Raw genomic sequence first — 14,095 nt, forward strand, 5'->3', positions numbered from 1 at the left:
GTGGAACGAACGTATTATTGTGGTGAAGTGCCGGAAACGGCCGTCGGCGAGCGTGTTGTGCTCAAAGGCTGGGTGCAAAAGCGCCGTGACTTGGGTGGGTTGATTTTCATCGATTTACGTGACCGGACAGGCATTGTCCAAGTTGTCGCCAGCCCAGACGTCTCGGTCGAGGCGCTGGCGACAGCGGAGCGCGTACGGAGCGAATATGTGCTAAGTGTTGAAGGGACGGTCGTCGCCCGCACACCGGAGACGGTCAATCCGAACATTGCGACCGGCCGCATCGAAGTTCATGCGGAGCGCATCGACATTATCAATGAAGCGAAAACGCCGCCGTTTGCGATTGCTGATGACACAGATGCGGCGGAAGATGTGCGTTTGAAATACCGGTACTTGGATTTGCGCCGCCCGACCATGTTTCAAACACTTGAGCTTCGTCATAAAGTGGCGAAGGCGGTGCGCAACTTTTTAGACGGCGAACGCTTTTTAGAAGTGGAGACGCCAATGTTGACGAAAAGCACACCGGAAGGGGCGCGCGATTATTTAGTGCCAAGCCGCGTTCATCCGGGGGAATTTTACGCCTTGCCGCAGTCGCCGCAAATTTTTAAGCAGCTTTTGATGGTCGGCGGTTTTGAACGCTATTACCAAATCACTCGTTGCTTCCGCGATGAAGATTTGCGCGCTGACCGCCAGCCAGAGTTTACGCAAATTGACATTGAAATGTCGTTTGTCGACCAAGAAGACATCATCGATTTAACCGAACGGATGATGGCGGCGGTCGTCAAAGCAACTAAAGGGATTGACATTCCGCGCCCATTTCCACGCATCACGTATGACGAAGCGATGAGCCGTTACGGTTCCGATAAGCCGGACGTACGTTTTGGCCTTGAGCTTGTCGATGTGTCGGAAGCGGTCCGCGGCTCCGCGTTTCAAGTGTTCGCCCGCGCCGTTGAGCAAGGTGGTCAAGTGAAGGCAATCAACGTAAAAGGAGCGGCGAGCCGTTATTCGCGTAAAGACATTGACGCGTTAGCGGAGTTTGCCGGCCGCTACGGAGCGAAAGGGCTCGCTTGGTTAAAAGTTGAAGGCGGGGAGCTGAAAGGGCCGATCGCCAAGTTTTTCGTCGATGATGAGCAAACAGCGCTGCGCCAGCTGCTTGCTGCCGAAGATGGGGATTTGCTGTTGTTTGTTGCTGACGAGAAGGCGATTGTCGCGGCGGCTCTTGGTGCGTTGCGGTTAAAGCTCGGCAAAGAGCTTGGCTTGATCGATGAAACGAAGCTCGCTTTTTTATGGGTAACAGATTGGCCGCTTTTAGAGTACGACGAAGAAGAAGGCCGCTATTACGCCGCCCACCATCCGTTTACGATGCCGGTGCGTGACGATATCCCGCTGCTTGAGACAAACCCAGGCGCTGTTCGGGCGCAGGCGTATGATTTAGTGTTAAACGGCTATGAGCTTGGCGGCGGTTCGCTCCGTATTTTTGAGCGCGATGTACAAGAAAAAATGTTCCGCGCTCTAGGATTTGACCAGGAAGAGGCGCGCCGCCAGTTTGGCTTCCTGCTTGAGGCGTTTGAATATGGCACTCCGCCGCATGGCGGTATCGCCCTCGGCCTCGATCGACTTGTGATGCTCTTAGCTGGGCGCACAAACTTGCGCGATACGATCGCCTTCCCGAAAACTGCGAGCGCCAGCTGCCTGCTTACTGAAGCGCCGGGACCGGTCAGTGAAAAACAACTGAAAGAGTTGCATTTGGCTGTGGTGCTTCCCGACCAGCAATAACGGCGTCTGAAAGAGAAACATCAGCAGCAGATGGTTCACAAACGCTGAAAAATATGATAAAATGAGAACAACCAATCAACCGTCCTGATGTGTTCGTCGGGTCACCCATCGTTTTGACCGAACAGTCGATGATCCGGGAGCCCGGGGTTTCCAAGCGGCGTGCATGCCTCTTCGTTGCAGGGGGAAGCGCAAACCTTGGAACAGGGCACCCACCTATGTGGGAGCGGGTTCAAAACGAAGGCATCGACGGCACGATTGGGACTGGTATACATAGGAGAATGAAAGAACCATTCCCCCTATGCGAAGCGCATAGGGGATTTTGTTTTGGCAACAAAATGCCGTTGCCACATCGGCTGACTTCATGTAGGATAGAAAGCGGCATAACGATTAATTTCTGAATAAATGGAGAGGAGAACGATGCTGCATCAATTTTCTCGCAATGAACTGGCGATTGGTCCTGAAGGGCTTGAGAAATTAAAAAATGCCACCGTCGCTGTGCTTGGCGTCGGCGGCGTCGGGTCGTTCGCTGTCGAGGCGCTCGCCCGTTCCGGTGTTGGCCGGCTTGTACTTGTTGACCGAGACAACGTCGATATTACGAACATTAATCGGCAAATTCATGCTTTATTGTCGACCATCGGCCGTCCGAAAGTTGAATTGATGAAAGAGCGCATTGCTGACATTAACCCGGCGTGCGAAGTGATCGCTTTGCAAATGTTTTATACGGAAGAGACGTACGAGCAGTTTTTTGCTTATAACTTGGATTTTGTCATCGATGCGTCCGATACGATTATGTATAAAGTGCATTTAATGAAGCAATGCCTTGAGCGCGGCATCCCGATCATCTCAAGCATGGGAGCGGCGAACAAAATGGATCCGACGCGTTTTCGCATTGCTGATATTTCGAAAACGCACACCGATCCAATCGCCAAAGTGATTCGTGCGAAACTTCGTAAAGAAGGCATCCGCCGCGGCATTCCGGTCGTCTTTTCCGACGAGAAACCGGTGAAAATTCGCGAAGACGTCCGCCAAGTCGTCGGTAATAATGCCTCGCCGATTCGCAAAGCGAAAATGCCGCCATCATCGAACGCCTTCGTCCCGTCAGTTGCCGGGCTCATTATGGCGTCGTATGTAATTAACGAACTGTTGAAAGACATCCCGATTGCTCGTGTTGGCGAATGAAAACGTAATTGGTCATAAACAAGAGGTGATGAACTCCATCACCTCTTGTTTTATTATGAATGAGCCATTGGTTCGTTTTGTTCGCCCGTTTCCGCAAGAAGTAGATGTGCGAGAGAAAAGCGTTCACCTTCTTCAGAAGCAAGCTGGCGGGCGCGAGTCATAATTTTGATGAGCGCCTCGTAATCTTCTTGAACGGTCATCTGTCGTGCCTCGAGGCGCGATAGCTTTTGTGCCAGCTGCTCGTTGCGCGCTTGCCATTCGGCTCGTTCGCGTTTCAGCCGCTCATTTTCCTGGCGGACGGTCTCCAACTGTTCCGCATCGCGCCGTAACGTTTGCAAAAAGGAAATGCATTGGTCGAGCGTCAGCGGAGCAGCCGGGAGAAACGGGGATGACCCTTCGGCAGACGTGTTCTTATCGGGAACGCTCAATGTGATAGCGTTCGCTTCTTTTTGCCATTTTTTCACCATCTCTAACGCTCGTTTTCGCTCTTTTCGTTGCTTTTTTGCCTGTTCAATGGCGTCGAGATACCGTTTCCGCACTTCGGCGTTCCAGCGGAAGCCGCATGCTGCCGCTGTCCGGTGCAACTGTCTTCCGACCTCTTCAAAAGCGGCGAGTTGGGTCTTTCCTTCGCGTATGTATTGCAGTACCGTCTCAGCGAGCAGTACGTCTTCTTCGTGTGACCATGCATCTTGTCTTGTTTTCATGCTGTCCACCCCGCAAAGATAATGTTGATATGATAATAGTTTTTCCGTTGTTTTTCTAATTTAAACTTCGCTCCCTTCATTTTTGCCATTTTCCCTCCTGCTTATCCAGCGTTGCTCCAACGGTGCTTGAACAAAGATGTAAGGCGCGAGCTGCTTCAACATAACGAAGCTGCACAGTCTCAATCAACCAGTCTACTACATAACACCAAAAGGAGCGGGCGTTTTATGACATGGGCAGTAAGGTTGTATTTGACGAAGCGGCCGCTGTACAATGAAACGAAGGAGGGGTCAGCATGCGAAAAACGACGGAACCGTTGGCAGTACGGATGCGGCCGCGGACGATTGATGACATCGTTGGGCAGGAACATATCATCGGACCAGAGACGCCGCTTTATAAAATGATTAAGAAAGGGTATGTGCCCTCGCTATTGCTTTACGGGGAGCCGGGGACAGGGAAGACGTCGCTCGCTTACGCCATCGCCCGCACTGCCGAGCGGGAGCTGATCGCCATCAATGCGACGTCAGCCGGAAAGAAGGAGATCGAAGAGGCGGCCGAAGCGGCTCGTTGGTCAGGCAATGTCCTTTTGTTTATCGACGAGATTCACCGCTTGAATAAGGCGCAGCAAGATGTGCTGCTTCCACATCTTGAATCAGGGCTCGTGACGTTGATCGGGGCGACGACGGAAAATCCGTTTCATGAGGTCAATCCAGCGATCCGCAGCCGCTGTGGGCAAATTCAGCAATTAAAGCGGCTTAAGCCGGCTGATATACTCGTGATTTTGAAACGAGCGCTTGCTGACTCGGAACGCGGGGTCGGAGAGACGCCGGTGATCATCGCTGAGGAACTGTTATGGCGCATTGCCGAGGCGGCCGGCGGGGATGCACGCGCAGCACTCTCTCTTCTTGAGGCGGCGGTCGCCGCTGCTGATGAACGCGACGGGTGTTTGTATATTGATGAGAACATCATAGCGTCGTGTACCGCCAATCGAGGGTTTACTCATGACAAATACGGCGATACATACTATTCGCTGCTTTCCGCGTTTCAAAAAAGTGTGCGCGGCAGCGATGCCGATGCTGCGCTTCATTATTTGGCGCGCCTGCTTGAAGGAGGGGATTTGGCCGCCGTCTGCCGGCGGTTGCTCGTCATTGCCTACGAAGATATCGGGCTCGCCAACCCGATGATGGGGGTGAAAGTGCAGGCAGCCGTGGAGGCAGCGGAGCGGATCGGGCTGCCGGAGGCGCGCATTCCGCTCGCTGTTGTGACGATTGAACTTTGTTTGAGCCCGAAATCAAACAGCGCCTACAAGGCGCTTGATGCGGCATTGGCTGACGTGCGGGCCGGCAAGCTCGGCGAGATTCCAGATCATTTAAAAGATGCTCATTATAAAGGAGCGTCCATACTTGGGCATGGCCAAGGCTATTTATATCCGCACGATTATCCAAACGGCTGGGTAGCTCAAGCCTATTTACCCGTTTCTATTGAAGGAACTCGCTATTATGAACCGAAAGAGCATGGCGAGGAGAAATATTATGCCAAAGTGTACCGACGGCTTCAGCAGTTGAAACAAGAGGACAATGTTGAGCCGTGAATGGAAGAAGCATTTATGATATAATAACACAGGCGATTGGCTCAACAGAGGAGGCGCATCCATAATGGCTCATAACGATATCCCATGGCTGCGTTGGGACATTGCCTTTTTCGGTTTGCTCGCCATGTCATTTGGCATCGTGTTGACAATTACAGCCGATATCGGCTGCGTACCGTGGGATATGCTTCATATTGGGTGGCAACGACAATTTGGCTTGACGATCGGCGCGTGGTCGATCATTGTCGGGCTGATAGTGCTTGCGGCTTCCTCATTGCTCGTAAAGCGACCATCGCGTCTTGGCGCTTTTTTGAATATAGTGACGGTTGGAATTTTGATCGATGGATGGATGATAATTCCATATCTCAAAACACCTGAATGGCCGCTTGAGCAATATGCAATGGTAATGTCGGGCATCATAGTGATTAGCTATGGCATGAGGTTATATATTTCTGCTGGCGTTGGTGCTGATCCACGCGACAGTTCCATGCTCACTTGACCGTGCTGACTAGGTGGAAGGGAGCGTACATGGGAATGGAAGCGCTCGTATTGCTTATCGGTTGGCTGCTTGGTGGGCCGGTGTTGTTTGGCACGCTTCTTTTTTGCGTGATGATCGGCTTGAGTGCCGGCTTGGTGTTGCCGCAATACTGGAAAAATAACCAGCCGTCTGCTTGGAGTGACAAGCGCTCACGTGGAAGGGTTAAGTCGTTAGGGGGGATATGATGAAAATCTCGACGAAGGGCCGGTACGGGTTGACGATTATGATCGAATTAGCCAAAAAATATGGGGATCGTCCGATTTCGCTTCGTTCGATCGCCAGGGCGAACAATTTATCCGAACATTATTTGGAACAACTTGTCACGCCGCTGCGCAACGCTGGGCTCGTCAAAAGCATTCGTGGGGCGTATGGCGGTTACGTGCTTGCCGAGCATCCGGCCAAAATTACGGCCGGCGATATTCTTCGCGTGCTTGAAGGACCGATTACTCCGGTCGAGGAACTTGAAGAGGAGGAGCCGGCAAAGCGCGAGTTGTGGATCCGCATCCGTGATGCGGTCGAGGAAGTGCTTGATAGCACGACATTGGAAGATTTGGCGAAGTATAACGACGGAGATGAAGGAGCATATATGTTTTATATTTAAGCGATAGAAAGGAGAATGAGCGTTGGAACGGATTTATTTGGACCATGCCGCCACGGCTCCCGTGCATCCAGATGTGGCAGCCGGTATGGTCCATTGGATGACTGAACAGTTCGGCAACCCGTCAAGCATCCATTATTTTGGTCGACAAAGCCGCCGTGCGATTGACGAAGCAAGGGCAACCATCGCTCGCAGCCTCGGGGCGAAAGAGACAGAAATTGTGTTTACAAGTGGCGGTACGGAAGCGGATAACTTTGCGCTCATCGGGACGGCGATGGCCAACCGGGGGCGCGGCAATCATATTATTACGACTGCTATCGAGCATCACGCTGTGTTGCGTGCTTGTGAATATTTGGAAAAACAAGGGTTTGACGTGACGTATTTGCCGGTTGATGAACAAGGGCTTGTGTCGGTCGATGATGTAAAAGCTGCGCTGCGCGATGAGACGATTTTAGTGTCGGTCATGTTTGCCAACAATGAAGTTGGTACGATCCAGCCGATCCGTGAAATCGGCGCGTTGCTTCGTGATCACCCGGCCTATTTTCACACCGACGCCGTCCAAGCGTATGGGTTGCTCTCCATCGATGTGAATGAATATGGGGTCGATTTGTTGTCACTCTCAAGCCATAAAATTAATGGCCCGAAAGGAAGCGGGGCATTGTATGTTCGGGAGACGGTCCGCATTACTCCGCTGCTTTTTGGCGGTGAACAAGAGCGGAAACGGCGCGCTGGCACGGAAAACGTCCCCGGTATCATCGGTTTGGCGCGGGCAGCGGAAATCGCCGAGCGGACGAGGGAGGAAAAGCACAAACAATACACGGCTTGGCGCGAGGCAATGCTTGATATTTTTCGCTCATCGGGCATTGACTATGTAGTTAACGGCAGTCAAGACGGTCTGCCGCATATTTTAAACGTTGCTTTTCCGGGAACGAACGTTGAATCGCTGCTTGTGAATTTGGATTTAGCCGGCATCGCCGCTTCAAGTGGCTCGGCATGTACGGCCGGTTCGATCGACCCATCTCACGTGCTTGTTGCCATGTGCGGAAAACAGTCCGAGCGCATCCGCTCGTCCGTTCGTTTCAGCTTCGGACTGGGCAACACGAATGAGCAAATTGAACGAGCCGCGGAAGAAACGGTAAAGATCGTCAAACGGCTCACGAACCAGTGAGGGGTGAAGCAGCATGAACAAAGCACCGCATGAAACGCGCGTTGTTGTTGGCATGTCTGGCGGAGTTGACTCATCTGTCGCTGCGCTATTGTTAAAAGAGCAAGGATATGATGTGATCGGCATTTTTATGAAAAACTGGGATGACACCGACGAAAACGGCGTCTGCACAGCGACGGAAGACTACGAAGATGTCGTGCGCGTCTGCAACCAAATCGGCATCCCATACTATGCAGTCAACTTTGAAAAGCAATATTGGGACAAAGTGTTTACGTATTTTTTGAATGAATATAAAGCTGGACGGACGCCGAATCCGGACGTGATGTGCAATAAAGAAATTAAGTTCAAGGCGTTTTTGGAGCATGCTATGTCGATCGGCGCCGATTATGTCGCGACCGGCCACTATGCCCGCGTCGAGTTTCGCGACGGCGAATACAAAATGTTGCGCGGGGCCGATCCGAACAAAGACCAAACGTACTTTTTGAACCAACTTGGCCAAGCTCAGCTGTCGAAAGTGATGTTCCCGATCGGTCATTTGCAGAAAGCCGATGTCCGTCGGATCGCAAAAGAAGTGGGGCTTGCCACCGCCGGGAAAAAAGACAGCACCGGCATTTGCTTTATCGGTGAGCGCGATTTCAAAGAGTTTTTAAGCCACTACTTGCCGGCTCAGCCAGGGGTGATGAAAACACTCGATGGCGAGGTGAAAGGGCGGCATGATGGAGTGATGTATTACACGATCGGCCAGCGTCACGGACTTGGCATCGGCGGCAGCGGCGAACCGTGGTTTGTCGTTGGCAAAGATGTGCGCGAAAACGTGCTTTACGTCGCCCAAGGGTTTGAAAACGAATATTTGTATTCCACTTCGTTAAAAGCGGTGGACGTCAATTGGGTGTCCGATCGTAAACCGGAAGCACCGTTCCGCTGCACGGCGAAATTCCGCTACCGCCAGCCGGATATCGGTGTCATGGTTCATCCGCTTGCGGACGGCAAGGCGGAAGTCGTCTTTGATGCACCGGCGCGGGCGGTGACGCCGGGGCAGGCTGTTGTCTTTTACAACGGAGATGAATGTCTCGGTGGCGGCACGATTGACGAAGTGTTCCGCAACGGTGAAAAGCTTTGGTATGTTGGCTGATTGCACGAGCGGAAGAAAAACCTCAACCCGGAGTCGGGTTGAGGTGTTTTTTGCAATTGCTCGAAAAGAACGAACATATGTGCTAAACTAGAAGCAGGAGGGATGAGCGTGGCCAATCTCAATGAACAGGGGTTAGCGCATATGCGCGCAGGAGAGTACGAAGAAGCACTTCGCTGCTTTTCTGAAGCAGTGAATGAACATCCGGATGACCCGGCTGGTTATATTAACATCGGTACCGTTCTTGCCGCTGCCGGCGAGGAAGAGAAGGCGCTCGAATGCTTCCGACAGGCGCTTATGCTTGATGAGCGAGCAGCGGCAGCCTATTATGGCATCGGTACGGTCCACTACAGGCGCGAGCAGTTTGCTCAGGCGAAAGATATGTTTGAACGGGCGCTGGCGCTCGGGCTGAATGATGCGGATACGCATTTTATGCTTGGAATGTCATTATGTCGGCTTGAGATGCCGCGCTTGGCGCTGCCGTATTTGCAGCGGGCCGCTGAACTGAATGAAGAAGATGCCGAAGCGCTCTTTCAACTTGGTCTTTGTCTCGCTGCTCTCGATTATGTCGATGAGGCGAAACGGTATTTCGAAAAAACGTTGGAACGGAATCCGCGCCATGCGGATGCGTACTACAATTTAGGCGTCATTTATGCGTACAAAGATGATCTGGCCGCTGCCCGTGATTTATTTGCCGCCGCTTTAGATGCCAACCCGGATCACGTGCTCGCCGGGTACGGAAAGAAACTGATGGAAAAGCGGCTTGCGCCGTAAAAGGCAGGGGATGACTGTTGCAAGAGCAGCAATCGCTTGCGCTGGACGGCCGCACGTTTATTAAAGGGGTGTGTTTGGCCGTCATTTTTCATAACGAGGAGACGTTGTATACCGTTGTCCGTATCCGCGTCGAAGAAACGAATGAAGCGGCTGCGGAGGAAGAAGTGGTCGTCACCGGCTATTTTCCACGTTTAAATGAAGGGGACGTGTACATCTTTTACGGGCAATTCCGCCAACATCCGCGCTTTGGCCGCCAGTATGCGGCCGAGCAGTTCCGCAAACAGCTTCCGAACACGAAAGAAGGAGTCATCGATTATTTGTCGAGCGGCTTGTTTAAGGGGATCGGCAAAAAAACAGCGACAGCGATTGTCGATGCGCTTGGTGAAAACGCGATCGCCGCCATTTTGCGTGATCCAGGAGCGCTCGAACGCGTGCCCAAGCTGACGAAACAAAAAGCGAAGCAATTGTACGAAACGCTCTGCGCCCACGAAGGGCTCGAACAGACGATGATCGCCCTCGCTCAGCTCGGTTTTGGTCCACAGCTGGCAATGAAAATTTACCAAGTATACGGCGAAGAGACAATGGACATCATTCATGAAAACCCGTACAAGCTCGTCGAAGATATTGAAGGGATCGGTTTTGGTCGCGCCGATGAGCTCGGGCGGCAGCTCGGCATTTCCGGCAGTCATCCAGCCCGGCTGCGCGCCGCTTGTCTGTTTGTCCTTGAGCAGGCATGCTTGCAAGAAGGGCACGTCTACATGAAGAAAGAAGAGCTCGTCAGCCGCATTGGGGAGCTGCTTGGCGGAAGGTCGAACGGAGCGGTTGATGGACAAGCCATCGAACAGACGCTCCTTATGTTAAGCGAAGAAGGAAAGATGATCGCGGAACAAGGCCGCTATTATCTTCCTTCGCTTTACTTCGCCGAAAAAGGGATCGCTTCTAACATTCGGCGGTTGCTCGGGCAAACGCCACCATCGGCCTCATTTCCGGAGTCGGAGTTTTTGCTGGCGCTCGGGGCGCTTGAAGAACGACTCGGGATGCAATATGCTCCGCAGCAAAAAGAAGCGATTCAACGGGCGCTGTCTTCGCCGCTCTTTATTTTGACGGGAGGTCCAGGAACAGGAAAAACAACGGTCATTAAAGGAATTGTTGAGCTGTTTGCGGTTCTAAATGGCATATCACTTTCCCCCGACGATTACAAAAACGGTGAACCGTTTCCTGTGCTGCTCGCTGCTCCGACTGGACGGGCTGCAAAGCGGATGAGTGAGGCGACCGGGCTGCCGGCGGCGACGATTCACCGGCTGCTCGGCTGGAATGGAGCGGAAGGGTTCAGCCACGATGAACATGAGCCGATTGCCGGTAAGCTGCTTGTCGTCGATGAGGTGTCGATGGTCGATACGTGGTTGGCTAATCACCTGTTAAAAGCGGTGCCTAATGGGATGCAAGTCATCTTCGTTGGCGATGAAGACCAGCTTCCATCCGTCGGGCCAGGGCAAGTGTTGAAAGATTTGCTCGAGTCGGGTGTTATCCCGTCCGTGCGGCTGACCGAGGTGTACCGCCAGGCGGAAGGGTCATCGATTATCGAGCTCGCCCATGAGATGAAGCGTGGGAACGTGCCGGCCGACTTGACTGCCCCGAAGGCGGATCGTTCGTTCATCCGCTGCCGCGCCGGACAAGTGGCTAGTGTCGTGCGTCAAATCGCCGAAAATGCGCGTAACAAAGGGTTTTCCGTCAAAGACATTCAAGTGCTCGCTCCGATGTACCGCGGCCCAGCCGGTATCGATCAGCTAAACAAAGTGCTGCAGGAGCTGTTTAATCCACCAACGGATGGGAAGCGAGAACTTTCCGTTGGCGACGTAGTGTATCGCGTCGGCGATAAAGTGCTCCAGCTCGTCAATCAACCGGAAGACAACGTGTTTAACGGCGATATCGGTGAAGTCGTGGCCATTTTTTATGCCAAAGAAAATACAGAAAAGCAAGATTTGCTCGTCGTCTCATTTGACGGCATTGAAGTGACGTATACAAGGCAAGATTTAGCGCAAATTACCCATGCATATTGCTGCTCCGTCCATAAGGCGCAAGGGAGCGAGTTTCCGATTGTCATTTTGCCTGTTGTCAAAAGTTATTACCGGATGTTGAAGCGGAATTTGTTGTATACGGCGGTGACAAGAAGCAAACAATTTCTGATTTTATGCGGGGAGGAAGAAGCATTCCGGTTTGGTGTTGCCCAGAGGGGCGACGGAGCGCGCCAGACGGCGCTTGCAGAAAAGTTGGCGGCTTCGACTGCGCTGTTTGTCGAAGGGGAACTGCCGCTTGAGGATGCGAACATCGGGATGGAAAACGTTACGCCGTATGACTTTATGGACGATGGGTCAAGCTAAAAGTGGCTGGAAAGGTGGGAGAATGATGCGGACGTTTTCCGACGTCAAAGGGCTTCCCATTTATGAACAAACGACAGGGAAAGCGGTCGGGACGATCGCTGACATTTGGTTTACCAGCCACGGCACAGTCAAAGGGTTTATCGCGGAACGGAGCGGTCTATTTAACCGCCGCCGCTACTTGCCCCTTTCGGCTGTGCAGTCGTTTCAAAACGACCGGGTCATCATCCGTGATGCTGGCAGTTTCCAGCCGTTCCCCTCTCTTGACAGTGGCCACTCTCTTTACGGTGAACGCGGCATCGCCGGCAGCATGGTTGTCGCCGCAGACGGAACAACGATCGGCTTGCTGGATGATGTATATTTTGACGGGCAATTGGGCAAAATTGACGGATACGAGATTAGTGAGGGATTTTTTTCCGACTTGACCGAAGGAAAAAAACGAATGGAGGCAGCTCCGTTCACCGCCAAAGAAGGCGTCGTCACCGTCGAAACAATGAGGTAAGGAGAGTGGCTGTCGATGCTCATTTGCCCGAATTGCAAACGGAAAAATTTAGGGAAGATCGGCGTCAACCAATATTACTGCTGGGACTGTTTTATTGAGCTGTCCGTTTCTAAAGGAATGATTCACGCCCATCAAGTGGAAGAGGATGGAACGTTAAGCTCCCTCGATGATTTGTTTGACGACCATGAACGCACGATCCAATTTTAGGAGGGACGAGCATGAACCGGACGATGACTTCACTGTTGGCAATCGGGGTAGGAGTCGCTGCTTATCAGCTTGCCCAGCGCAACAATTTGATGAACGGCCGCACGATGCGGAAAATGCGTCGCCGCTTGATGCAGGCAATCCGCTGACGGCTCCGTCGTCTCCCGGTTGAAGGGGGACGGCGGCTTTTCTTGGTTGTTAAATAGTGGAAGGAACCGTGAAGGCATATTTCTCCCTCCATCTCCTACACTAAACGGTAGGAGGTGTGGCGATGGGGGAGCAACAATGGCTGTCATTCTTTCGCATCGGGAAATGGCTGCTCGTGACTGTGATCGTCTATTTAATCGTCCGGATGAAAGAGATTTGGTGGCCGGTCGTCGAATTTGTCACTACCGTACTGACGCCGTTTTTGTTGGCGGCGTTTATTACATATTTGTTGCACCCGCTTGTTGAGTATATCCACAGCAAGGGGGTGCCACGGGCGCTGGCCATTTTGCTCATTTATTTGTTGTTTTTCGGTTCGGTCGGCTACGGTCTTTACCGCGGCATACCGGTGCTGATCGCCCAGCTGCGTGAACTGGATGAACGGTTGCCATCATTGATGAATACATATCGGCAGTGGGCGCGCCACATCCACGATGAAACGTCAACGTGGCCGATGGAAGTGCATACGCGCATTGAAGCGATGTTTGTGCAGCTTGAGCAGGTAGTTGCCCGAGCAGTGACGATGGCGATTAATGCGGTCAAATCATTTATCGGTTCTGCGGCGATGTTTCTTCTTATCCCGTTTATCGTATTTTATATGCTAAAAGATATTGATGTGTTGAAAAAAGCGGTTTGGTATATGACCCCGAAGCGGTGGCGCGGACCGGGGATAGCGTTTTTAAAAGATGTTGATGAGTCGCTCGGCGGCTATATTCGCGGTCAGCTCTTCGTCTGTGCGGCCATCGGTTTGGCGGCATCGCTCGGCCTTTGGCTCGCCGGCATGGACTATCCTCTCTTGCTCGGGTTTGTGATTGGATTGACGAACATCATCCCGTATTTCGGCCCACTGATCGGCGCTATTCCGGCAGCGATTTTGGCGGCGACCATTTCGCTCAAAATGGTCATTATCGTGCTTGCCTTGATTTTTGCCTTGCAGTTTTTAGAAGGCAACGTCTTGTCGCCGCTGATCGTCGGCAAAAGCGTTCATATGCATCCGCTGGTCATTATGTTCGCGTTGTTTGCCGGTGGCGAACTTGCCGGTGTGCCTGGGCTCATTCTCGCCGTTCCGACTGCGGCGGTGCTGAAAGTAGCCCTCGTGCATTGGAAAGAGCATTATGCTCCGCATTGACAAATGGGCGCGGCTTGTCTATAATTTTTCAATGAAAAAAGCGAATACATAACGCGATGACGGATCGAGTATGTTGCAGTCCATCTTAACGCGCGTTGGCGCACAGAGAGGAATTTCCGTGGCTGAAAGAAATTCCAGATGAAGGGCAACAGAAGGCTAATCCGGAGCGCAGGCAAAACCTGACGCAAGGCTGCGTTACGGCCAAAGAGGTGATGGGCGCTTTTTGCCCATA

15 protein-coding genes, 1 other RNA gene and 1 other annotated feature (1 of these 17 running past the window's edge) are annotated in these 14,095 nt (G+C 52.5%); of the genes, 15 read left to right on the top strand and 1 reads right to left on the bottom strand.

The genetic code is table 11. The features are described 5' to 3' along the window. The 3 genes from aspS to DSM465_RS0103940 all read left to right on the top strand — a co-directional run bounded on the left by aspS (position 1) and on the right by DSM465_RS0103940 (position 2,952). Positions 1–1,773 (top strand): aspartate--tRNA ligase, encoded by a 1,773-nt coding sequence (gene aspS, locus DSM465_RS0103935; RefSeq protein WP_029760673.1) that lies wholly within the window; start codon positions 1–3, stop codon positions 1,771–1,773. 78 nt (positions 1,774–1,851) lie between these two features. Further along, positions 1,852–2,039, top strand: a non-coding RNA gene (gene ssrS, locus DSM465_RS18750) — 6S RNA. A gap of 151 nt (positions 2,040–2,190) precedes the next feature. Beyond that, positions 2,191–2,952 (top strand): tRNA threonylcarbamoyladenosine dehydratase, encoded by a 762-nt coding sequence (locus tag DSM465_RS0103940; RefSeq protein ID WP_029760674.1) that lies wholly within the window; start codon positions 2,191–2,193, stop codon positions 2,950–2,952. A gap of 53 nt (positions 2,953–3,005) precedes the next feature. Here the strand turns inward: DSM465_RS0103940 and DSM465_RS0103945 are convergent, their stop codons facing one another. Then, a complete protein-coding gene (locus tag DSM465_RS0103945) occupies positions 3,006–3,656 on the bottom strand; it encodes an RsfA family transcriptional regulator (RefSeq protein WP_008881028.1) in 651 nt (216 codons plus the stop codon). Between the two features lie 293 nt (positions 3,657–3,949). Between DSM465_RS0103945 and DSM465_RS0103955 the strand changes: the two genes are divergently transcribed. The 12 genes from DSM465_RS0103955 (at position 3,950) to DSM465_RS0104005 (ending at position 13,863) form a co-directional block, all read left to right on the top strand. Next, positions 3,950–5,245, top strand: a complete 1,296-nt coding sequence (locus DSM465_RS0103955) for a replication-associated recombination protein A (protein WP_008881026.1) — start codon at positions 3,950–3,952, stop codon at positions 5,243–5,245. A gap of 64 nt (positions 5,246–5,309) precedes the next feature. Beyond that, complete coding sequence (locus DSM465_RS18140; protein WP_230459201.1) at positions 5,310–5,741, top strand: YczE/YyaS/YitT family protein; 432 nt, start codon at positions 5,310–5,312, stop codon at positions 5,739–5,741. 29 nt (positions 5,742–5,770) lie between these two features. Then, the gene (locus DSM465_RS19780; protein WP_230459202.1) at positions 5,771–5,965 is read left to right on the top strand and encodes a hypothetical protein; all 195 of its coding nucleotides are present in this window, start codon (positions 5,771–5,773) and stop codon (positions 5,963–5,965) included. After that, a complete protein-coding gene (gene cymR, locus DSM465_RS0103965; RefSeq protein WP_008881024.1) occupies positions 5,965–6,381 on the top strand; it encodes a cysteine metabolism transcriptional regulator CymR in 417 nt (138 codons plus the stop codon). Before DSM465_RS19780 ends, cymR begins: the two co-directional genes overlap by 1 nt. 22 nt (positions 6,382–6,403) lie before the next feature. Further along, entirely contained in the window at positions 6,404–7,546 is a 1,143-nt protein-coding gene (locus DSM465_RS0103970) for a cysteine desulfurase family protein (protein ID WP_011887880.1), read from the top strand. 13 nt (positions 7,547–7,559) lie between these two features. Continuing rightward, positions 7,560–8,675: a tRNA 2-thiouridine(34) synthase MnmA gene (gene mnmA / locus DSM465_RS0103975; protein WP_029760676.1), complete on the top strand. Its 1,116-nt coding sequence runs from the start codon at positions 7,560–7,562 to the stop codon at positions 8,673–8,675. A gap of 108 nt (positions 8,676–8,783) precedes the next feature. Beyond that, positions 8,784–9,446 (top strand): tetratricopeptide repeat protein, encoded by a 663-nt coding sequence (locus DSM465_RS0103980; protein WP_008881021.1) that lies wholly within the window; start codon positions 8,784–8,786, stop codon positions 9,444–9,446. A gap of 17 nt (positions 9,447–9,463) precedes the next feature. Next, on the top strand, positions 9,464–11,827 hold the full coding sequence (recD2, locus tag DSM465_RS0103985) for an SF1B family DNA helicase RecD2 (protein WP_029760677.1): 2,364 nt from the start codon (positions 9,464–9,466) through the stop codon (positions 11,825–11,827). 25 nt (positions 11,828–11,852) lie between these two features. After that, positions 11,853–12,326: a PRC-barrel domain-containing protein gene (locus DSM465_RS0103990; protein WP_008881019.1), complete on the top strand. Its 474-nt coding sequence runs from the start codon at positions 11,853–11,855 to the stop codon at positions 12,324–12,326. A 15-nt stretch (positions 12,327–12,341) separates the two neighbouring features. Continuing rightward, positions 12,342–12,533, top strand: a complete 192-nt coding sequence (locus DSM465_RS0103995) for a hypothetical protein (RefSeq protein ID WP_008881018.1) — start codon at positions 12,342–12,344, stop codon at positions 12,531–12,533. Positions 12,534–12,544: 11 nt separating this feature from the next. After that, positions 12,545–12,679 (top strand): YrzQ family protein, encoded by a 135-nt coding sequence (locus DSM465_RS18755; RefSeq protein ID WP_008881017.1) that lies wholly within the window; start codon positions 12,545–12,547, stop codon positions 12,677–12,679. 122 nt (positions 12,680–12,801) lie between these two features. After that, entirely contained in the window at positions 12,802–13,863 is a 1,062-nt protein-coding gene (locus DSM465_RS0104005; protein ID WP_008881016.1) for an AI-2E family transporter, read from the top strand. A gap of 47 nt (positions 13,864–13,910) precedes the next feature. Next, positions 13,911–14,095: a binding site (T-box leader), on the top strand; it runs 38 nt beyond the window's last position.

The organism is Geobacillus thermodenitrificans subsp. thermodenitrificans DSM 465, assembly GCF_000496575.1.
In the GTDB taxonomy this organism is placed as follows: Bacteria; Bacillota; Bacilli; order Bacillales; family Anoxybacillaceae; genus Geobacillus; species Geobacillus thermodenitrificans.